The organism is Bifidobacterium xylocopae (assembly GCF_003315615.1).
GTDB lineage: Bacteria > Actinomycetota > Actinomycetes > Actinomycetales > Bifidobacteriaceae > Bombiscardovia > Bombiscardovia xylocopae.
Window position 1 is genome coordinate 79,802 of the sequence record NZ_PDCH01000001.1, and the last position, 20,964, is coordinate 100,765.

Here is a 20,964-nt window from a genome sequence, read left to right on the forward strand (position 1 = left end):
GTCCGGTGCGGATTGCACAGGCGGCGGGGAAGGCGGCCGGGAGTGAAAGTTGCGGGGCAATGCCACAATGGGAGCCATGGCACATACGTTGAACAAGACGGCCATAGTGGTCGTCACCTATAAGCGGCGGGAGTTGCTGGCCGGACTCTTCGACTCAATCCTCCAGCTGACCCAGGCGCCCTGGCGGGTGGTGGTCGTCGACAACGAGCACTCGGCGGAGACCGAGGCCATGACGCGGCAGTTCGGCGAACGGGTGACCGGGCGTTGGGGCCGGACGATCATCGACGGGGACGGCGGACAGGGACGGGTGGTCTACCTGCCCCAGGAGCGCAACGGGGGAGGGGCCGGCGGGTTCTCGGCCGGTGTCAAAAAAGCCTATGACCTGGGCGCCAACTGGTTCTGGGTGATGGACGACGACGTGGCCGTGGAACCCAAGGGGCTGGACCTGCTGGCCAAGTGGACCGACCGCTACCAGGTGATCCAGGGGTCGCGCCTGGACTACGACGGCGGGCCCTTCTACTGGCAGTACCAGTTCCTCACCTCACTGGGCATCCCCAACCCGATCGCGCCCGCCGCGCTGGGTGCCTCCGGGCGGCATGCCATGAACACCATGTGCTTCGAGGGGGCCTTCTTCTCCCGGCAGGTGGTCGAGCGGATCGGGCTGCCGGACCCGCGCTTCTTCATCTACTGGGACGACACGATATACGGCTACCTGGCATCCAAGGTGACGCAGCCGGTCGTGGTCTCGGACGTGGTCATGCGACGCACGCGCGAGATCGCCAACTGGGACATGGGCGGCCTGCGCCAGCTGAACTCCACCTCCGACATGAACCGCTACCACATCATGCGCAACCGCGGCTACATGGCCCGCTACTTCATGGTCCACGGGGACTACAGGCCGGCCCTGTTCGCCCTGGGTACGGCCGCGACGGCCGCCAAGGAGCTGATCCGCCTGGTCGCGGTGGACCGCAAGCACCTATTCACCGGCATCCCACAGCTCTTCCACGGGTGGCTGGACTCCCGCAAGCTCCTGCACGATCCGGACTGGAGGCCCATGCCGCCGCTCAGGTAGGCGGTGGGTCGTACACCAGGCTCAGCTGCGAGCCGGTAACGTCGGGGCCCCGCCGCGCGCGCAGACCGCGCCGGCGGGGCCCCGGTGTAGGTCCCTGCCGCCGGAGGGCTCAGGCCAGGCCGCGCTCGAAATACTCGGTGGATGCGATCTCGCCGTCGATTTCGAAGCTGCCGTGCCGGTAAATGACCCGGGTCACCGAATTGTTGTGGAAGGGCGGGATCGGTTCCCGGTCCTGCTTGATGGTCAGCAGGAACATCTCGATGGACGATCCGGAGGAGACCACGAGGACGTTGCCGCCGCCGGCTTCCTCCCGTTCGCGGCCAATCCGGGTCAGGGCGGTGGTCATGCGCCCGGCCACCTGGGCGCTGGTCTCGGCCCTGTCGTCCGCGTCCAGGTCCATGCCCAAGGCGTCACGGCCGTCCAGCTCCGCAATCCGGTCCTGGAGCCTGGCCGCGGCGTCCCAGCCCAGTTCAGCGCGGGCCTGCGCCAGGCGGCTGTAGTTCCGGTCGCCGAAGACCGTGCGCATCAGCTCCGAGGATGGATGGCCTTCATAGGAGCCGAAATTCGCCTCGCGCAGGTCCGGGTCCACGCCCACTTCGACCTGTGCGTTACCGGAGTAGTCCAAGGCGTTGCGGCAGGTGCGCCACTGGCGGGTGAGCATACCGGCCCAGGCCGCCTCGAAGCGGATCCCGGCCAGCCCCCGGCCCAGCTGCTTGGTCCCCTCCACTCCCTTGCGGGTGAGGGGGAAATCGGACCACCCCTGCATAAGGTGCATGGCGTTGGCCGTTGTCTCGCCGTGCCGGGTCAGATAGATGGTTACGGGGTGTGGGGATGCGTGTTCTGCTGTCATAGGACCATTTTCGCGCATCGGTTCGACCGTCGGGCGACCGGGCTGGGTGGCTAAGGGGCGGCGAGTGCGATACAATGCGTGTCGTACCGGTTCGATACAGCGCAGCGAGCGAAGGAGCAGTGAATGATTGAGACGGCCCAGGCTTTCGGCATCGACATCGGCGGGTCCGGCATCAAAGCCGCTCCAGTGGACCTGCTGGCCGGCGACTTCGCCGAACCCCGCAAGAAGATCCTGACTCCCGAGCATTCCACTCCGAAGGCCATCGGAAAGGTCGCACGCCAGCTGCTGGACATGTTCGAGGTCCCCGAGTCCGCCCCGGTCGGCATCGCCTTCCCCGCCCCGGTCAAACCCGGGCGCCCCATAGACTTCATGGCCAATCTTGACCAGGCCTGGGTAGGGCAGGACGTGTGGGAGATCTTCTCCGAGGCCTGCGGCCGCCCGGTCTCGGTCGTCAACGATGCCGACGCCGCCGGCCTGGCCGAAGTGCGCTACGGGGCGGCCAAGGGACACCAGGGTCTGGTCATCGCCACCACACTGGGCACCGGCATCGGTTCCGCGCTGATCTTCGACGGGGTGCTCATACCCAACTCCGAGCTGGGCCACCTGACCCTGGAGGGCAAGGACGCGGAGAAGTACGCGGCCTCCTCGGTGCGCGACCGCAAGAAGCTCTCCTACAAAAAGTGGGCCCGGCGCCTGACCAAGTACTACTCCATGCTCGAACGCTACTTCAACCCGGACTGCTTCGTGGTCGGCGGCGGGGTCAGCCGGGTCAGCGAGAAATTCCTGCCCTACATCGAGGTCGACACGCCGATCCTGCCCGCCAAGCTGCGCAACCAGGCCGGCATCGTGGGTGCCGCCTATTACGCCTCCTACATCGACCAGCGGGTCAAGGAGGGGGCCGCCGCCCCCGCCGTCGCCCGCTAGGGGCAACCTGGAGCCTGTAAAGGATGGGGCGGATGGCCCCGGACCGAAAGGCGGTTGACGGGATGGACGTACCTTTCTCGAAGCGGATGGGATCGGGCGAACCCAACGCGATAGCGCGCGCCCAGGCGGTCGCGATGGCGGGTGGCCGTACACCCACACCCCTGAACGACTCCAACCCCACCCGCCACGGGCTGGGACCAACAGGCCTTCCCGGCGTCTATGGGGCCGAGCCTAGGGGGCCGCTGGCCGCGAGGCGGGTCCTCGCCGATTTTCTGGGCCGGCGGGGGGCCACGGTCGACCCGGACGACCTCTACCTGCTCTCGTCCACTTCCCAGGCCTACTCCTGGCTGTTCAAACTCCTGTGTGACGCCGACGACGCGGTCCTCGAACCCAGGCCCGGCTATCCGCTGATCGAGTCGATCGCCGGCCTGGAATGCGTGCGGGCCATGCCCTACCGACTGGACTACGACGGCTCCTGGACCATCGACCTGGCCCGGTTGCGCTCCGTCCTGGACGGCGGCGAGGGGAGGCGGGTGCGGGCGATCGTGCTGATCAACCCCAACAACCCGACCGGCTCATACCTGAGCCCGGGGGAGCGAGACGGCCTGGTCCGCCTGGCCGACGAGCGGGGGCTGGCCATCATCGCCGACGAGGTTTTCTACGACTACCCGCTCGAACCCCTGCCCGGCCGCCGGCGTCTGGCCGGTGAAACCGGTGCCCTCACCTTCGCCCTGGATGGCTTGTCGAAGATGCTGGCCGCCCCCCAGGCCAAGGTCGGCTGGATCCAGGTATCGGGTCCGGCCGCCCAGGTCGAGCGCGCCAAGGCCCGTCTGGACCTGATAGCCGACGATTACCTGCCGGTCAGCCAACTGACCGTCGAACGACTCTCCGGCCTCCTGGACGAGGTACCGGCACAGACCGCCAGGGTGCGTCGCCGCTGCCTGTCCAACCTGGCCGCCTTGCGTCTGCGGCTGGGCCAGGCAAGTCCGGTCTCCCTCCTGCGGCCGGAAGGCGGGTGGAACGTGCTCCTGCGGTTCCCGGCCGTGATCGACGAGACGGAGCTGGTCGAACGCCTGATTGACGACTACGGCTATACCGGTCAGCCTGGTTTCTTTTTCGACATGCCGGCCAACGGCTACCTGGCCCTGTCCCTCCTGCCTGAACCGGACGCCTTCACGGCCGGTGTGGATGCCCTGCTGGCGGCCGTCGATTCCTTCCTGGACTGAGCCGGGCCCGGCGGTAGTCGGCTGGCAGGCATATGTCCGCCGTGCGTAAGGTGTGCATTCGCCGCATGTGTGTTTTTGGGCCATTACTGCAGCGGGGGGCGCAGGGGCCGGCTAGAGGGCGGAGAACCAGGCTTGCAGGTGGAAGACCACCGGCTGGCTCCTGAGCTCGATCACGCATAGGAGGGCGCAGGTCAGCAGACCGACAAGGAGGGCCGCCAGCAGGAGCAGGCGCACGCCACGAACAGCGCGTCCCGCCGGTTCGTCCCAGGCGCCCAGGCCCCGGGACAGGGGCAGGGCGGCCGCCAGGGCAAGGATCCAGGAGCAGTCCAGCAGGTAGCGGGTATCCAAGCCGCCTATGTAGGCCGTAAAAACCAGGAGCAGGGCCGCCAGCGCGAGCATGGATGCCAGCAGGGGGAGGGCCCGGGCTGTCTTGAGCGGACGGCGGACCCGGCGGCAGGTCAGCATGGCCAGGCCGAGTGGCAGTACCGGCGCCAGGGCAAACAGGCCGCCTATGCCCGGCTCGGCATACTGCCAGACCGGCAGGGCGCCCGGGAAGCGCTGCACGTACGGGAAGGCGTCCGAGCCGACCGGCGGTTGCAGGAGGTAGTAGCCGACCAGGCAGGGCAGGTTCCTCAGGGGGGGCCGGTAGTGGTTGAGGTCCACTACGGTCAGCTGGTAGGTGTTGCCGAAGTCCAGGGCCGAACCGAACCGCCAGGAATTGTAAGCCCACAAGGGGGCTGCGACCAGGGCCACCGGCCCCAGGGCGGCGGCAAGGACCGCCGCCGAACGGGCGGGGGATAAGGCCGGGGCGGAGGGTGGACGGGGGCCTGAAGCTGCCCGAAGCGGGGTCCGGGCGGCCGCGCGCCGCCAGCCCACCCAAATGGCCTTGATCTCCTCGGCGAAGATTGGGAATGCCAGCAAGCCGCTGGCGATGAAGGTCTGCCGGCAGCCCAAGGTGGCCGCGATCGCCAGGGACCCGCCCGCCAGCCGTGGCAGCGACAGGTAAACCTGTGGATTGGACAGGGCGGGGAGGCTGCCGTCCACGTCCTCGGCCAGCCAGGGCCGGGACCGACCGTCCTCCAGTCGTATCCGGCGGGCGCCCAGCCATAGCCAGAGGCCCAGTGTGGCCAGCAGGAGGGAGGCGTCGAAAGGGATTGTGTAGAAATTGGCCCGGCAGAACAGGTAGGCGGCTTGCGAACCCGTCGACAGGGTCAGGAGCGCGAAGAGGCAGGCGCCTAGACTGGCCCTGGGTACGTACCGGCGCAGGAGGCGGACCAGCAGGAGGCAGCCGGTCACCGTGAATCCCGCTACCAGAAGGGCCGCTGCGGCCGGTGTGGGCAGCATGAGGCCGCCGGGCGTGAACACGGAGGTCAAGGCCCGGTAGGGCAGGAAGAGGAGGAGGGCGGGCAGAGGGCCGAAATACGAGTACCAGTGACCGTTGTGGAAGGCGTAATCCCAGTAAATAGGGCTTTCCCCCGAAGCCAGCAGATGTTCGCGGACGGCGATGCTGTAAGGGTTGGGTGCCTTGGCCAGGCCGTCCGGCACCGGCAGGTCCAGCCAGGGGTGGCCGGCCAGGAAGGCATCGGCGAGGTGGCCGTATTGGTTGAAGTCGTAAGTGTAGGCGCCGGGGGAGTCGAAGGCGCCGGGGACGAAGCCGGAAATCTGGTCGGCGGCCTTCCACAGGGCCCAGGCCCACATGGGGAGCATGGCCAGCCAGAAGGCAAGGCGCTGGCCCAGGCTGGCTGTGTCCAGGCGGACCCGCCAGAGCCGCGATCCGGGCAGGAGGGCGATGATCAGTGTGGCCAGCAGGGCCATGACGCCCAGCCTGACCGGGTTGATGCGGAAGGGGATGCGTGGATTGAGGGTCAGGGCGTCCAGACGGACTACGGACCTGGCTTCTTCCGATATCCATAGGCGGACCCGGTCGGGGGAGCGTAGCCCGGAGCGGTTGCGCAGGTAGGTGGAGGCTGGGATGGTCGGGGAGACAAGGCTAGTGCCGGCCGGAGTCCAAGCCCGGGAGCCGACCCCCCGCAGCTCCAGGCGCACATGGACCCGCCGGACCCGGTGCCTGGCCTCGTCGGGGATCTGTCTACCGGTGGTGTCCAGGGACAGCTTGCTCTGGCCGGCCTGTACGTATGCCAGGGGGCGGCCATCGGCCTTCGCCTCGACCCATGCCTGGGTCGGGTCGCGCACCAGGAGTGAGCCGTCATCCAGCCGTTCCAGTCCTGGGCCCAGCCGGGAGGACGACTGCTGGTTGGCGGGGGCGCCGGACGACGCGAGGGAACGCCAGTGGGGGAGGTTGAACAGGCAGCATTCAAGCAGGAGGATCAGGCACAGGGCGATCCAGATGCTGCGATGCCGGGCCGCGGAGGACAGGCGGCGGGTCAGGCGAGGTATGGCTGTGAGCACCCCTTTATTCTATAAGCGGCATGTCTGGATTGGCGGGGAGAATGGATGCCATGGCTATGAGCAAGGGACAAGCAGGGGTGATGACCGACTGGGCTCGGGGGCTGGCACGCGGCCTGCGCAGGGTCATGGGCGGTCTGGCCGGCGGGGGCGGAGCGGCCGAGGGACCATCGCTGAGCCAGGCCCTGGAGAATGAGATGCAGGCCGCAGCGTTGACGGGCCGACCGATTTCGGTCCGACGGGTGCAGGAGTTCGTCGCCCGGCGCACCCGCCCCCTGCATGCCCTGGACAAGCGTCGGGTGCTGCCCCACTTGGATGGCGTGCCCGATGGGTTGGAGCTTGGCTGGGTGCAGCCTGTGGGTGGTCGCGATGCCGGTTTCCTGCTGGGGATGTTCACCGACCGCTCCCACTTCGCCCAGCTGGCCGTGGCCGACGACCGGGGACGTGTCTTCGCCGGTGAGCAGGCCGGCATGGACACCCAGGACATGGAACCGGTCTTCATGTTCGGCAAGGAGCGCCAGGTCCGCATCCCCATGGGTGCGCGGTTCGGCCTGGAGGATGCGGGAGACGCCCCGCAGACCGACGCCATCCAAGGGGGCATCATCGGCCGTGACGCCGCCGGTCGCATGTCCTGGCTGGCCTCCTGGCTCAAGCGTGGCAACCGCTACACCTTGGAGCAGCTCAGGCCCAAGCTGGACGCGGACCTGCGCCACGGGCTTGAGTACCGGGATGCGATCGCCGTCTCGTTCTTCGCCGCATACCTGATTCCTCGCGACAACGGCCAACCTATGGGGTTCGGGGCCGGCAACATCTTCCGCAGACTCAACCGGGAGGCCCCCATGGGCGCCATCCGCCGTTCGGTCTCCGACACCTTGCAGGCGCACGCGGACGGCCTGAGAACCTCGGGCCTGGAGGACTACTTCGGAGACCTGATGCGCGAGGCGGGGGCGCTGAAACCGACAACGGGCCTGGAGGCGGTGCACGGGGCGGAACCCATGCACCTGTATGCCTCTTCCTATTCGGGTGCCTACCTGTTTTCCTGGCAGGACGGGATGGAGCTCTCGGCCGCTTTGCGGGCCCTGCGCATCGAAGGGAACCTGAACAGGTTCGCGGCAGTATCCGCCTGGCTGGAGCGCAACTGGCGCCTGGGCGCTTACCCGATCGAGGACACGGTCACCCGTGTCCAGGCCGCCCAGCTGGACCAGGCCCTGATCGAGAACCCGGCCATCAGCGCCCTGCAGATGGAGGAGGAGCTTCCTCGCGACTTTGACCCGGTGGGCTCCGACGGCAAGCCGGTGAGCATGATGCTGGTCGATAAAGCCAAGCGGGAGGCATCCAAGCTGGCCGCCGACCATCGGGATCCGGCCCGTCCGGGCGCCAAGCCGCCGGTTCGCCAGCGCGGTGCGGGTGGCTCCGAATGGGTCTATCGGCAGGCCTTCTCCCGGCTCCTGCGCAGTCTGCGCCTGCCCTTCCGCTTCGACGCGGAGTTTCGCTCCAACCTGAAGGAAGGGCAGGTGGCCATAGCCTTCACATCAGCCGGACGTACCATGATGCCCTCGTCGCGTTTCGACGCCGGCCAACGCAAATGGGTGGACCTGGACGAGGGTGAGCGTGCCGCCATGAGCGCCGACTACAACCTGCGCGTCGGCCTGATGATGGCCGCGCTGGCCTTCGGGGCCGACGACTCGGTTCGCCAGGTCTGGCTGCATGTTGACTCGCTGGGGTTGGAGGAGGCGCAGGCCCAGCAGGACACTGCCATCGCCGGTCTGATGAGTCAGGCGCTCGAAGCCTTCGAACAGGCCCGTACCGCCGGCCTGGCCGCGACCGGCTCCAAGGCCGATCCCAAGGATGGCGATGTGCACGGGGATCCCAACCACCTGATCGCCCGCGAGCAGGCAGCGGCCGGCCAGTCCGGCGAAGGAGCCGCCGATGGCAAGCGGGCAGGCGCGCATGACGCCCCATCCGGACCCGCCGCCGGATCGGCCGACGAGGAACCCAAGGAGGACGTCAACCAGGAGTTCGCGGACCTGATGCAAGGCGTGGACCTGGATGCGATGTCCTTCGCCACACCCGCCGGCCAGGAAGACGGGCAGTCCGCCGGTGGGCCCGAGGACGGGGGGCCGGACGGCGGCCAGGGATCCGAAGACCCCATGTCCGCACTGCGACGGAACCCTACCGTTCGCAACCTGGTGACCGTCACCTTCAGCCGGGAGGTCTTCCTTACCCGCCTGCGCCGTTATGGGCTGGAGGACCCCAAGGCCTTCTACCGCCTGTTCGACGCGGCCATGGACGTGGACGAACAGGGCGGCCTGGAACCGGTGGATGCCGGCTTTGACATGCGCGACGACCGCTTCGCGCCCCGTGGGTCCCAGGATGAGCCCGAATTGGAGGACTTCGGATTCGACGCCGCCGCCAGCGCTATTCTGGGGACCGCGACCGCCGACGGGCTCTCCATCCAACGGGCAGATCTGCTGGAACGGGCAATGGCCGAATTCCGCCGACTCGAAAGCCGGACCGACCTGGGGCCGGCCGCCAAAGCCCAAAGCGCCATGGCCACGGTCAAGTCAATTGGCGACCCGGAGCTGGCCGACGTGGCCGACGACGTCACGGCTGCCTTGATTGACGGCGAGGAGGTGCCCGCCCTCACCTTCGATCTGGCAGAGGAGCTCGACCGTGAGAGGATCAAAGCACGTGACCTCCTCTTCTCCGGTGATGTGACAGGCGCCTTGCAGGCCGAAGGGCAGGCGGTGGCCCGCCTGGACGGACGCTTCAAACCCGGCAGGGGTCGGCAGGTGGCCCGCTACTTCAATTCCTACGCCGAGCGGGTGGTTTACAACCGTCTGTTCGCCACGCCCGCTGAGCGCACCCTGCTCATCCCCGACAACCTCTTCTACGCCCATCTTGAGATGGCCGATCTGCTGACGCAGTTCAAGCAGGGCCCCCAAGCCCTCAAACATCTGAACGCCATGGTCTCCTATGCTCCGGCCTACCCGCTGACCCACCTGAAGCTGGCCGTCCAGCTGGCCCGGGACGAGGACTGGAACGGGGCCCGAGCGGCCACACTGAACGCCCTGCAGGTGGCCCTGGACCGTTCGGATGCCGCCTTCGCCTACTACCGCTTCGCGTACGCCTCCTGGATGCGCGACGAGTTCGACCTGGCGGCCGCCGCGTACATCATGAGCGAGCACATCAGCCCCGGGCGTGTGGCGGCACTGAAGGATGAGCTTGAGGAGCTGACCGCAAGGGCGGACTCCCAGTGCATCCCGGTTCCGCGGGACTGGCAGGACGCCCGCAAGGTCCTGTCCGAGCATGGTCTACCGGTCTGGCCGCACACCAAGGTGGAACCGATTGTGCGGCAGGCCGCCCGGGTCTGTGTGGACGCAGGGCTCTTCGTTCCCGCCCGCACCCTGTCGATGGCTGCGGCGCGCATGAACGACGAACCCAGCGACGGTCTGGATATGGTAGAGGTACAGTTCCTGCAGTCCTTGAATGCGTGAGTTCCAGGAGGAGAGTGGACGATGATGCAGACCGATCAGGCACGGGTGGGGTCCGACGAATGGATTTCCGCACTGCAGCCGGATGATGCGGATGCGATGAAGCTGGGAGAGCTGGATGTGGCCTCCCTGTCCGCGGGCCAGGCCCAGAGGCTGTGGGCCAGGCTGGCCTCCTGGGTGGAATCCGACCAGGTGGCCTACTATGTCAACGATGCGCCGGTCTCCTCCGACGCGGCCTATGATGCGCGCATGCGCTGCCTGAAGGCGCTGGAGGACTCGTTCCCGGCCTTGGATACGCCCCAGTCGCCCACCCACAGGGTCGGCGGCACCTTCTCCAACGATTTCACATCGGTGCGCCACCCATCGCGCATGCTCAGCCTGGACGACGTCTTCTCGGTCGAAGAGTTGCGCGAATGGTACCAGGGTCTGCGGGAGGACCTGGATTGGCCTGAGGGCAAGCCGCTGCCGATGACCTCCGAGGTCAAGATCGACGGTCTGGCCCTCAACCTGATCTATCGTAACGGGGTCCTCGTCCAAGGCCTCACACGCGGCGACGGGGTGACCGGTGAGGACATCACACTCAATGTGCGCACGATAGGTTCCATACCGCTCAATCTGGGCGGGGCGGCCTCCGACATCCCCGAGTTCGTGGAGATTCGCGGGGAGGTTTTCATGCGGCTGGATGATTTCGCCAGCCTCAATAGGACGCAGGAGTCACAGGGCAAGCCCGCCTTCGCCAACCCGCGCAATGCCGCAGCCGGGTCCCTGCGCCAGAAGGACCCGCATGTGACCGCCCAGCGCCCCTTGAGCTTCTATGCCCACGGCATCGGCCGCCTGACTTGGGGCCCCAAGCACCCGGAAGGCACCCACGACAAGCTGGTGGACCAGTCGCAGGCCTATGACCTGTACGCCAAGTGGGGGATTCCCGTATCCCCCCACAACCGCAAGGTGGACTCGTTCGAGCAGATCCTGGACATGATCGACTACTACGGCCGTCACCGGGGCGACATCGAGCACGCCCTGGACGGCATCGTCGTCAAACTGGAGGACATGGCCTTGCAGCGGCGGCTAGGCGCCACCTCACGGGCCCCGCGCTGGGCAATCGCCTATAAGTACCCGCCGGAGGAGGTCAACACCGAACTCCTGGACATCACCGTGCAGGTGGGCCGCACCGGGCGCATCACCCCGGTGGCCATCCTGAAACCTGTGTATGTGGCAGGGTCCACGGTCTCCCGCACCACCCTCCACAATCCGGAGGAAGTCAAGCGCAAGGGGGTCTTGATCGGAGACACGGTAATCGTGCGCAAGGCAGGCGATGTGATCCCGGAGCTGGTCGGGCCCGTCCTGGACAGGCGTGAGGGCAGGGAGAACCAGCTGCGCCCCTTTGTCATGCCGACCGTCTGCCCCTCCTGCGGCGCCGCTCTGGCACCGGCCAAGGAGAACGACGTGGACGTGCGCTGCCCGAACGTCGAATCCTGCCCCGCCCAGCTGACCGAGCGAATCATCCACATGGCGTCCCGCAAGGCGTTCGACATCGAACATCTGGGTGAGCAGTCGGCCATCGCCCTGACCAACCCGGAGGAGAACAGGCCCTCGTCGGCGGACGTGTACGCGCCGGACATACGCTCCGTTGTCGTACATGCCGGTGAGGAACCCAAGCCATATGTCCCCAAGCCGGGCAGGGGGCTGCCTGAGCCCCAGGAACCGGTGCTGAAGTCGGAGGCGGGCCTCTTCTCGCTCAAGGTGGAGGACCTGAAGGACGTCATGGTCTGGAGGCAGGTGCCGGTCATCGAGGAGCGGCGGGTCGAAGGCGACAACTGGCGTACCGTGCGGCGCAAGACAGGAGACTCGGGACTGTGGTACCAGACCCCGGCCTTCTATAACCTGCCCAAGAGCACCCCGGGCCAGCAGGCCTCCTGGGGCGGCGAGAGGGCCATGAACGAGGCGCCGCAGGCCGAATCCGACCAGGCGGGACCGTCGGAGCAGGAGGAGGCGGTGCCCTCAAAGAACGCCGTGCTCATGCTGGACGAGATCGACAAGGCACGGTCGGTCGACCTGTGGCGGGTCCTTGTCGCCCTGTCCATCCGGCATATGGGTCCCACGTCCGCCAGGGTCATCGCCCAACGCTTCGGCTCCCTGTCCGCTTTGGAAGAGGCCAGCGAGGAGGATCTGGCCGAACTCGACGGTGTGGGGCCCGAGATCGCCCGTTCGATATACAGCTGGTTCCAGGGGGCCCATCACGAGGGCGACTGGAGGGGGCGGATCCTGGAGGCATGGAAGGCGGCGGGCGTTGGCGACCACACCGAGCACATCGACCAGCCGCAGACCTTGGCCGGCATGACCATCGTGGTCACCGGCAGCCTGGAGGGTTTCTCCCGGGACTCGGCCAAGGAGGCTATCATCGAGCGCGGTGGCAAGGCTTCCGGCTCGGTCAGCAAAAAGACCACCTATGTGGTGGCCGGAGCCAACCCGGGTTCCAAGGCGACCAAGGCCGAGGAGCTGGGTGTGCCGATCCTGGACGAGGATCAGTTCAAGCGGCTGCTGGAAACGGGCCGGCCGGCCGACGGCGATGGCAGGGGCCGGGACTGAGCCCGTGACGGTGCAAGGCCCGGAGCGATACCGCCGGCCTGCAGGCATGCTGTGCTGACGCTGCCTGGCGAGCCGCCCTTGGAGGGCGATAGGGTTGGACTTCCACCCGGCCCGCCTCCGGACGTTTCCGGTATGCCGGGGCATGGTGGCTGCTTGAAGGAGGGACATGCTAGCGGATAACGACATGGAGGCCTTCGCCCGCCGGATCAAGGGCGATGTCTTCGCGCGCCTCAGTCGTGTCATCGACCCGGAGTTGGGTCGTTCGGTCACCGACCTGGGCATGGTCACCGACATCCTGGTGGAAGCGTCGCCCGATGGGCCCGACCGGATCGGCGGGGCCGACAGGCCGGTCTTCGACGTGACCGTATACGTGGAGCTGACCATCGAGGGCTGCCCGTTGACTCGTACGATCGCCGAGCGCATCGACGCAGCCGTATCCTCCTATTCAAAGGCCATCCTGCGCCCCCACCAGGAGGTCTCCTCCATGAGCCGGGACAAGCTGACAGCCCTGGTGGACCAGCTCAAGGCCGAGCGCCGGGCCAACCCCTTCACCAAGGCCGGTTCCAGGACCAGGATCTTCGCCATCGCCTCCGGTAAGGGGGGAGTGGGCAAGTCCTCGGTGGCCGCCAACCTGGCCGCGACCTTCGCCGCCTTGGGATACGACACGGCCGCCATCGACGCGGACATCTACGGCTTCTCCCTGCCGGGCCTGTTCGGCGTGGACTCCCGGCCCACCAACCTGAACGGCATGCTGATGCCGGTCACCGCATGGGGCGTCAAGCTCATCTCAATCGGCATGTTCGCCGGTTCCGAACGTGCCATCCTGTGGCGGGGGCCCCGCCTGCAGCGCTCCCTGGAGCAATTCCTGACCGACGTGTGGTGGGGGGAGCCCGATGTCCTGGTCCTGGATCTGGCACCGGGCACCGGAGACATGGCCATATCAGTGGCGCAGGCCCTGCCGAACGCCGAGTTGGTCGTCGTTACCACCCCCCAGCCTTCGGCCTCCGACGTGGCCGTGCGCTCAGGCCTGGTGGCTTTGCAGGTTCCCATGCGTGTGCGTGGAGTGGTGGAGAACATGTCCTGGTATGACCACCGGGGTGAGCGGCTGCACATCTTCGGCGAGGGCGGCGGCCGGCGGGTTGCTGACCAGCTCAGTCGCGACCTGGACCGTCCGGTGCCGCTCCTGGCCCAGCTGCCCCTGGACACGGCCCTACGCGAGGCGGGTGAAGGCGGGCGGCCTGCAGTCCTCGACGCCGAGGGGGGCTTGGCCGACACGCCCATGGCCGCAGCCTTCGAGGGGCTGGCCCGAAACCTGATGGCCTGAGCGTCGTCGGAGTCCGCTGCCGACGGTTGGGTCGGACACTTGCATGGATCAGGCGACTACGGTGGTTTGGTGGGATATATCGGTTCGCGCAGCGCCGATGCCGGACCTGACAGTACACTGGCAAAGACAATGGTGGTGACGACCGGGGAGGGAGCGTTCAATCATGGTACGAGGGCACGAAGGCGAGTCGCAGGAGAAGCCCGGTCGGCGCAAGGCCGTCATCCTGGTGGCCGCTGCGGTGGTACTGGTCCTGGTGGTCGCCCTGGGCGCCTGGGGGGTGTCCTCCTCCCGTGCGAACGCCCGTGCTGAAGCCGGGCGGCAGGCCTCCGCCTCAAAGGCCGCAGCCAAGCGTCGGGCCGGCGATCAGGCCAAGCGGTCGGCTTCGGCCAAGCCCCCAGCCTCCGCATTCCCACGGCCCGGAGACCAGGCATCCGCGCCGTCCTCGGCCGGCCAGACCGACCCCGGATCAAGCCAGCCCAACCCCGGAGGCGGCTGTGCAGCCTACCAAGGCACCTATACGAACGCCGCCGGGGCCAAGGCCACCGTGGTTCCCAACTGCTCGGTGGAAGCAGATGGGGCGTCCCTGCATATCTACCAGGTCACGCCCGGAGCCACCGGTGCCTCAGGCCGTGTGGATGCTGCGTTGGATCTGGAGATGGAGCCCAGGAACGGGCATGCGATTGCCTACACGATCTTCCCGGCCGGTGTGGGTGCAGGCTATCCGGGGGAGGACGTGAGCCACACACGTTTAATCGACCACAGCGGAGGTCCCGTATCCGCCATGAGCTACCAGGACTACAGGCAGGCGGTATACGTGCTGGACTGAGCCGCAGACGCACCCATCGCTCCATCCGTGCTTCGATGGAAGGGGATTGAGTCCAAGGGGCGGCGTGAAAAGGGCTATGCAGGGGCATCCGAACCGGATGACTGGGCCTCCCCACGTGCTGTCCGGGGGCTTCGGGCCAGGGCATCAGGCCAGGGTTACAGGCCAGTGAAATGGGAGGCATACGCACCGGCTCGCTGATCGGATTGGTCTGATCGCCGGGCGTAAGTCAATGTCGGGCGTGAATCAGCGTCGGACGGGCACAGCGTGGGCGTCCTTTCCTGGTCAGGCGGTGTGTGCACGCACGCTCTTTGCCGTTCGTATGAAGAGGAACCAGGGTAGGGCGATGATGACCAGGCCGATGGCGCAGGCGGTCAGCAGCGGGATCGGCTGGTGGCCGGCCAGGACGAACGAGGCGAAGAGGGGGCCGAAGATATAGCCCAGTGATTGGGCGGTATTGAGCAGGCCGAACATCCTGCCGCTGAATCGCGCACCGGCCAGTCTGGCGGCCACCACAGGCTGGGAGATGCCCAGCATGACCTCGCCGAAACCGAAAACAATGATGCCGAAGGAGGCCAGCGCCAGGGCTGATGCGGTGGTCGAGAACGTCAGGGCGAGGTCGATCAGGAGCCAGGCGGCCGCCCAACACAGGGGAACAGTACGCAGCATGGCTACATGATTGCCGTTCTTGAGCCTGGGCAGGAGGATGACGTTCATGATGACCACAGCGAAGGTGTTGACCACGTCAACCAGGGAAAGCGACCAGCGGGGGACATGCGGGTCGGAGATAAGAGTGGTCACCAGGCCAGCGTCGAACTGCGAGTAGCCGAAGATGTCCATGAACAGGGTACCGACCGTCAGCAGGGCCATCGTGACCAGGACCTGCCGTGTCAGGCCGGTAGATGATTCGGCGGTCGGATAGGGGGATGACGTGGCCGGGGTGGGTCTGGTATCGACCTGGTGGGCTTTGATCATCCTGCGGGAGGTCAGGTCGCGCAGACGGTAGCGCCGCTCCAGGATGAGCAGGGCGCATGCGACGAAGGCGAAGCCGACGCCCCTGGCGGCGAAGCCCATCCTGTAGAGGAAGTCGGATCCACCGGCTGCTATCAGGCCGCCTACTGCGGCACCGAGGCCGATGCCCAGATTCAGCTCAGCCTGGTTGATGCCGTAGACGATGTTGTGCTGCTCCTCCGTCGAGATCAAGGTCAGAATGCTGGTCCAGGCCGTCGCCATGGACATGCCCAGTCCGGAGATGAACGCCGCGACGAGCGCCATGGGGAAGGATTGTGCGAAGGCGAACAGGACCGGTCCTATGACCGAGAAGACCAGGGCCAGGTACATGCCCAGCCAGGCGGAGCGTTTGTCGGATACCCAGCCGATGATCGGATGGCAGATGAGGGACCCCACGGAGGAGACGGTGACCGTCAACGTGGCTTCACTCATGGTTGCACCCAGGGAGTGGGTGGTGAACAGAAGCTCGATGGGCATGACCAGGCCGATACCGAAATTGCAGACCAGATCCACGATCAGCATGGAGCGCAGGTAGACCGGCAGTCCCATGAACTCACGGAGCCAACGCACATGCGCCTTCTTTCGCTTTCAAACTTCCACTGTATATCGAAAAACCCCGGCCAGACGGCCGGGGTGTTCCTGGCGTCGCCGTCTAGATATGGAAATAGAGCTCATACTCCAACGGAGTCGGGGCGAGTCTGGCCTGGCCGATCTCACCGCGCTTCAGGTCTAGCCAGGTGTCGATCAGGTCCTCGGTGAAGACCTCGCCCTCGGTCAGGAAATCATGGTCGGATTCAAGCGCATCCAAGGCCTCACCCAGGGATGCGGGCACCTGCTTGATCTGGTCGTGCTCCTCGGGCGGCAACTCATACAGGTCCTTATCGATCGGGGCCGGGGGCTCTGTGTGGTTGACGATGCCGTCCAGGCCGGCCATCAGCTGGGCCGAGAAGGCCAGGTAGGGGTTGCAGGAGGGGTCCGGTGCACGGAACTCGATGCGCTTGGCGGCTGGGGAGGTGCCGGCCAGGGGGATGCGGATGGCGGCCGAGCGGTTGCGGGCCGAGTAGACCAGGTTGACGGGTGCCTCGTAGCCGGGTACCAGGCGCTTGTATGAGTTGAGCGTGGGATTGGTGAAGGCCAGCACCGAAGAGGAGTGCTCGATCAGGCCGCCCACATACCAGCGGGCGATGTCGGACAGGCCGCCGTAGCCCTTCTCGTCGTAGAAGAGGGGTGAGCCGGAGCGCCAGAGGGACTGGTGGCAGTGCATGCCGGTGCCGTTGTCGCCGGCGATCGGCTTGGGCATGAATGTGGCGGCCTTGCCGTTGATGGCGGCGGTCTCATGCACCACGTACTTGTATTTCATCAGATCGTCAGCCGCGTGGGTCAGCGTGTTGTAGCGGTAGTTGATCTCCTGCTGGCCTGCGCCTCCCACCTCGTGATGGGAGCGCTCCAGGATCAGTCCCACGCGCTGGAGGTTGGACACCATGTCGTCGCGCAGGTCCTGGTAGTGGTCCACCGGGGGAAGAGGGAAATATCCGCCCTTGACCTTGTTCTTGAAACCGATGTTGGCCGATCCGTCAGATTCGGTGTCCAGACCGGAATTCCACGGGGCCTCGATTGAATCAACCTCGTAGAAGGACCGGCGCATGGAATTCTCGAACCGGACCTTGTCGAAGAGGAAGAACTCGGCTTCGGGGGCGAATGAAGCGGTGTCGGCGATGCCGGTGGACCTCAGGTAGGCCTCGGCCTTGGCGGCCACCTGCCGGGGGTCGCGTGAGTATGGTTCATCGGTGACCGGATCGACGATCGAGAAGACCACATCCAGGGTCTTATGCTTGCGGAAGGGGTCGATATAGGCGGTCTGCGGGTCGGGGACCAGCTTCATGTCGGATTCGTTGATCGCCTGGAAACCCGCCATGGAGGAGCCGTCGAAGGCCATGCCGTCGGTGAAGGCGTTGTCGATGAACTCGCTGGCCGGCACCGTGATGTGCTGGAGCACGCCAATCAGATCCGTGAAGCAGATGGAGACATACTCCACGCCTTCCTGGTCAATCAGCGCCTGGCAGTCTTCCTTGGTCTTAAGATCGGTCACCGGACCGCTCCTTTCATAGCGAAACGCAATAGCCACCAGTCTAGGAGCGCTGGCACGAATCCACGCGAACGGCAGGTTACGAGCGTGTTTCCCCGTTCTCCGGCCTCAGCCGTCCCTGGGTCTACTTGCCCCGAAGGGCCCGGCGTGAGACGTGTACCTTGGTGGGGTCGACGCCTTTCGGCATGTTCAGGGAGGACTGGCGCATCTGCAGGGTCTTGAGGCGGCCCTTGAGCTGGTCGAGCTCCTCGGATGTGAGCTTGACCTTCTTGCGGATGATCGTCCTCTGCAGCTTCTCCAAGGGGACCTGCTTGTCGCCGCGGCCCACCGATATCCGGTAGATGGGAATGGCCGAACCCTGGGTGATGCGCCTGACCCGTTCCTCTTCGCGGTTCATGGCCTTCATGACGCGGCCGTAATCACCCTCGCCGACCAGGTAGACCCCCGTGCGGCCGGATCCACGCCAGACGGCGTCCTTCGTCTTCGGATCAATCCAGACCGGATCCTGGGGAAAGTCGAAGCCCGCCTTGCTGATGTTGGCGAGGACGGCCCCGGCTGCCCCTGGCCGTCCATCCATCTGCCGGTATCCGACACGGTCCGAGCGACGCGTCAGGGTGATGGTGGCCAGAAGGACGCCGACCATGACGCCCAGGAGGATCGTCAGGATCCAGGTGAGCCAGCCGGTCCTCATGACCAGGCATATGGCGACGGCGACCAGGACGGGCAGGATGAATGCGACGGCCATGTACCAGGGCAGGGACCTGTCGTCCGCGTAGGTGAACTTGAAGATCTGCCGAATCTGAGAGATCGTGCTGCTCTTTTTGCTCTTCTTGTCCTTCTTGCTGTCTGAAGCCATGCCATCCTCTTGTGAATGCTCTGTGTTCGTCGTTCGGTCCAGGGAACCAGTCTAGCGCATGTGCAGGGGCCGTCCGTCGGCCTTGAGCAGGGCTTCGCCCAGAGTCTCGGAGAAGGTGGGGTGGGGGTGGATCAGGCGCGCGGCCGTGCTCAGCGGGGTGCGTGCGCCCACGATCTGCTCGGCCTCGGCGATCTGCTCTGCGGCCTCAGGAGAGACGATGTGGATGCCCACCACCAGGCGTACATCGGGCTGGTCGGTCCGGCAGGCGGTCACCAGGCTCAGCGAGCCGTTCGACCCGCTCATTCTCATACGGGCGTTGCCCTGCATGGGATAGGGGGTTTCGCGCACGTCCGTCAGCTCCTCCTTGGCCTGTGCCTCCTGACGGGTGAGACCCACGCTGGCCGCCTGCGGTGTGGAGAACACGACCTGGGGCACAGTGGCCTCGTCGACGGGACTCGGATTGAGTCCGGCGATGGCTTCGGCGATCACGATGCCCTGCTCGAAGGCCCGGTGGGCGAAATGGTAACCCGGTGTGATGTCGCCCAAGGCCCAGATTCCCTGCATGCTGGTGCGGCCCCATGGATCGGTGACGACCATGCCATGCCCGTCCAGCGAGATGCCGGTACGGGCGAACCAGTCCTGGTCCGTATTGGGGCGGCGTCCGATGGCGACCAGGACCTTGTCGGCCCCTATCCGTCCGTCGGAGGCTTCCCCATCGGTCTGGGCTATGGGGCGGTAGGAGACCAGGAGGTCCTCGTCTCCACCACCGGTCCGGACTTCCGTGCATTGGGAGCCTGTGATTATGCGGATGCCTTGCCGCTTCAACTCCCGAGTCAGGGTGACCGCCGTCCTGCGGTCCCAGCCGGACATGACGCGGTCCTTGCGGATGAGCATGGTGACCTGGGAGCCCGCCGCCTGCCAGATGGAGGCGAATTCCACGGCCACAGCGCCGGCACCGATGATCACAGGTCGCTCGGGGAAACGTTCCAGGTCCAAGGCCCGGTCAGAGTCGATCACTTGGTCGGAGAAAGGCAGCCCTTTCAGCGGCAGCGACCTGGAACCGGTGGCGATGACGATATCGGTGGCCTGGAGGGTACTGGTGGAGCCGTCGTCAGCCACCACCTCCACCTGACCTGGTCCACTGACTCGCGCCAGTCCGTGGAAGACGCTCACCTTCCGCTGGGCCAGCAGCTGACTGAGCCCGCCGGTCATCCCATCGATCGAATCACGCTTGAAGCCGTTCAGCTTGGCGAAGTCGATGCCCACCGGCCTGACATCCACACCCATCCGGGCGGCATCCCGGGCTGTTGAGATGGCGTGTGTGGCGGTGATCAGCGCCTTGGTCGGTATGCAACCCCGGTTCAGGCAGGTGCCACCGACCACCGGATCGCGTTCGATCAGGGCGACGTGCGCACCCAATTCGGCGGAACGCAGGGCCGTCGAGTAGCCTCCCGGCCCTGAACCGATGATCACGACATCATAGTGGGAATCGGGAACCGGATTGATTGTGGGAACCGTTGCAGTATTCGTCTGTGTTTCCGCGTCTTCGCTCATACATTGATCATAGTGCGTATGCGGCTGCTATTCCAGTCCTGCGCCGCCGGGAAGTGTGGCCCGCAAGCGGGAATCACTCGGGCCAATGGCCGCGTTTGGGATAACGCGGCTTGGGCATCCGCCAGCGCCGGTACTGCCACGCACGCATCCAGGCGTACGAACCGGACCGTGACCCCTTGGCAACGGCGCGCTCGCCGAACTTGGCGACCAGACGTTTTTTGAGCTTGAACCACATGAAAGCAAGGTCGATGATGACCGCGACGATGTAGGCGTACATGGCAATCATCGCGATCGTATAGATCCTGGGGGAGAGCGTCATACCGAACATGGTGACGACGAAGAAGATCAGGATCATGGGCATCGTGAATTCGGCGATGCCGAAGCGGGCATCCACATAGTCCCGGATGTAGATACGCCAGGGCAACCTTTCGGCCTTGGGCATGTGGCTGATGTCGCCGGTGCGCATGGCTTCGTACTGCTCGTTCTCCTTGGCGCGCAGACGGGCCTTGGCGGCCTTACGACTGGCCTTGCGGTCCTTTGGCACCAGCGGGCGCAGGTTGCGCTGCTCGGCCTGCCGGCGCTTGGGCGTTGGACGGCCCTTGCCCCCGCTGCGATCGCCTTCCCGGCCCTCGAGGTCCTGTCCGGCCGTTGAATCGTCGGAACCGTGGCCCTTGAATAGCTTCCATGTCATGCGAACAGGTTACGGTGACGCCTAGACGCGGGCGGGCGTCAGGCCTTGCCCGACAGGC

14 protein-coding genes are annotated in these 20,964 nt (G+C 66.2%); 7 read left to right on the forward strand and 7 right to left on the reverse strand.

The window, feature by feature from the left end; genetic code table 11:
- The first annotated feature begins 76 nt into the window (after window positions 1-76).
- Window positions 77-1,072: a glycosyltransferase gene (locus CRD59_RS00350; protein WP_330849112.1), complete on the forward strand. Its 996-nt coding sequence runs from the start codon at window positions 77-79 to the stop codon at window positions 1,070-1,072.
- A 109-nt stretch (window positions 1,073-1,181) separates the two neighbouring features.
- On the opposite strand, the gene CRD59_RS00355 is transcribed toward CRD59_RS00350, so the two are convergent.
- On the reverse strand, window positions 1,182-1,922 hold the full coding sequence (locus CRD59_RS00355; protein ID WP_161522235.1) for a histidine phosphatase family protein: 741 nt from the start codon (window positions 1,920-1,922) through the stop codon (window positions 1,182-1,184).
- Between the two features lie 123 nt (window positions 1,923-2,045).
- Here CRD59_RS00355 and ppgK point away from each other — a divergent pair, with 123 nt between their 5' ends.
- Together ppgK and CRD59_RS00365 are read left to right on the forward strand one after the other, a co-directional pair.
- Window positions 2,046-2,846 (forward strand): polyphosphate--glucose phosphotransferase, encoded by an 801-nt coding sequence (ppgK, locus tag CRD59_RS00360; protein ID WP_113852621.1) that lies wholly within the window; start codon window positions 2,046-2,048, stop codon window positions 2,844-2,846.
- A 62-nt stretch (window positions 2,847-2,908) separates the two neighbouring features.
- The gene (locus tag CRD59_RS00365; protein WP_113852796.1) at window positions 2,909-4,072 is read left to right on the forward strand and encodes a pyridoxal phosphate-dependent aminotransferase; all 1,164 of its coding nucleotides are present in this window, start codon (window positions 2,909-2,911) and stop codon (window positions 4,070-4,072) included.
- A 111-nt stretch (window positions 4,073-4,183) separates the two neighbouring features.
- Here CRD59_RS00365 and CRD59_RS00370 read toward each other — a convergent pair whose 3' ends face one another.
- Complete coding sequence (locus tag CRD59_RS00370) at window positions 4,184-6,481, reverse strand: hypothetical protein (protein ID WP_113852622.1); 2,298 nt, start codon at window positions 6,479-6,481, stop codon at window positions 4,184-4,186.
- Window positions 6,482-6,537: 56 nt separating this feature from the next.
- Here CRD59_RS00370 and CRD59_RS00375 point away from each other — a divergent pair, with 56 nt between their 5' ends.
- The 4 genes from CRD59_RS00375 to CRD59_RS00390 all read left to right on the forward strand — a co-directional run bounded on the left by CRD59_RS00375 (window position 6,538) and on the right by CRD59_RS00390 (window position 14,711).
- A complete protein-coding gene (locus CRD59_RS00375) occupies window positions 6,538-9,975 on the forward strand; it encodes a tetratricopeptide repeat protein (RefSeq protein WP_113852623.1) in 3,438 nt (1,145 codons plus the stop codon).
- Between the two features lie 21 nt (window positions 9,976-9,996).
- On the forward strand, window positions 9,997-12,561 hold the full coding sequence (gene ligA, locus CRD59_RS00380; protein WP_113852624.1) for an NAD-dependent DNA ligase LigA: 2,565 nt from the start codon (window positions 9,997-9,999) through the stop codon (window positions 12,559-12,561).
- 166 nt (window positions 12,562-12,727) lie between these two features.
- Window positions 12,728-13,885, forward strand: coding sequence for a P-loop NTPase (locus CRD59_RS00385; RefSeq protein WP_236632636.1), 1,158 nt, complete (start codon window positions 12,728-12,730; stop codon window positions 13,883-13,885).
- Between the two features lie 163 nt (window positions 13,886-14,048).
- The gene (locus CRD59_RS00390) at window positions 14,049-14,711 is read left to right on the forward strand and encodes a hypothetical protein (RefSeq protein WP_113852625.1); all 663 of its coding nucleotides are present in this window, start codon (window positions 14,049-14,051) and stop codon (window positions 14,709-14,711) included.
- 282 nt (window positions 14,712-14,993) lie between these two features.
- Here CRD59_RS00390 and CRD59_RS00395 read toward each other — a convergent pair whose 3' ends face one another.
- From CRD59_RS00395 to CRD59_RS00415, 5 genes are all read right to left on the reverse strand, one after another.
- Window positions 14,994-16,289, reverse strand: a complete 1,296-nt coding sequence (locus tag CRD59_RS00395) for an MFS transporter (RefSeq protein ID WP_113852626.1) — start codon at window positions 16,287-16,289, stop codon at window positions 14,994-14,996.
- Between the two features lie 82 nt (window positions 16,290-16,371).
- Window positions 16,372-17,808, reverse strand: a complete 1,437-nt coding sequence (gene glnA, locus CRD59_RS00400; RefSeq protein WP_113852627.1) for a type I glutamate--ammonia ligase — start codon at window positions 17,806-17,808, stop codon at window positions 16,372-16,374.
- Window positions 17,809-17,929: 121 nt separating this feature from the next.
- A complete protein-coding gene (locus tag CRD59_RS00405) occupies window positions 17,930-18,661 on the reverse strand; it encodes a DUF4191 domain-containing protein (RefSeq protein ID WP_113852628.1) in 732 nt (243 codons plus the stop codon).
- Window positions 18,662-18,712: 51 nt separating this feature from the next.
- A complete protein-coding gene (gene lpdA, locus CRD59_RS00410) occupies window positions 18,713-20,215 on the reverse strand; it encodes a dihydrolipoyl dehydrogenase (RefSeq protein WP_113852629.1) in 1,503 nt (500 codons plus the stop codon).
- A 73-nt stretch (window positions 20,216-20,288) separates the two neighbouring features.
- The gene (locus tag CRD59_RS00415) at window positions 20,289-20,906 is read right to left on the reverse strand and encodes a DUF3043 domain-containing protein (RefSeq protein WP_113852630.1); all 618 of its coding nucleotides are present in this window, start codon (window positions 20,904-20,906) and stop codon (window positions 20,289-20,291) included.
- Window positions 20,907-20,964 lie beyond the last annotated feature (58 nt).

Coding starts and splice junctions, on each gene's coding strand:
- CRD59_RS00350 (WP_330849112.1), top strand. CDS start 77: ATGGCACATACGTTGAACAAGACGGCCATAGTGGTCGTCACCTATAAG.
- CRD59_RS00355 (WP_161522235.1), bottom strand. CDS start 1,922: ATGACAGCAGAACACGCATCCCCACACCCCGTAACCATCTATCTGACC.
- ppgK (WP_113852621.1), top strand. CDS start 2,046: ATGATTGAGACGGCCCAGGCTTTCGGCATCGACATCGGCGGGTCCGGC.
- CRD59_RS00365 (WP_113852796.1), top strand. CDS start 2,909: ATGGACGTACCTTTCTCGAAGCGGATGGGATCGGGCGAACCCAACGCG.
- CRD59_RS00375 (WP_113852623.1), top strand. CDS start 6,538: ATGAGCAAGGGACAAGCAGGGGTGATGACCGACTGGGCTCGGGGGCTG.
- ligA (WP_113852624.1), top strand. CDS start 9,997: ATGATGCAGACCGATCAGGCACGGGTGGGGTCCGACGAATGGATTTCC.
- CRD59_RS00385 (WP_236632636.1), top strand. CDS start 12,728: ATGCTAGCGGATAACGACATGGAGGCCTTCGCCCGCCGGATCAAGGGC.
- CRD59_RS00390 (WP_113852625.1), top strand. CDS start 14,049: ATGGTACGAGGGCACGAAGGCGAGTCGCAGGAGAAGCCCGGTCGGCGC.
- CRD59_RS00405 (WP_113852628.1), bottom strand. CDS start 18,661: ATGGCTTCAGACAGCAAGAAGGACAAGAAGAGCAAAAAGAGCAGCACG.
- lpdA (WP_113852629.1), bottom strand. CDS start 20,215: ATGAGCGAAGACGCGGAAACACAGACGAATACTGCAACGGTTCCCACA.
- CRD59_RS00415 (WP_113852630.1), bottom strand. CDS start 20,906: ATGACATGGAAGCTATTCAAGGGCCACGGTTCCGACGATTCAACGGCC.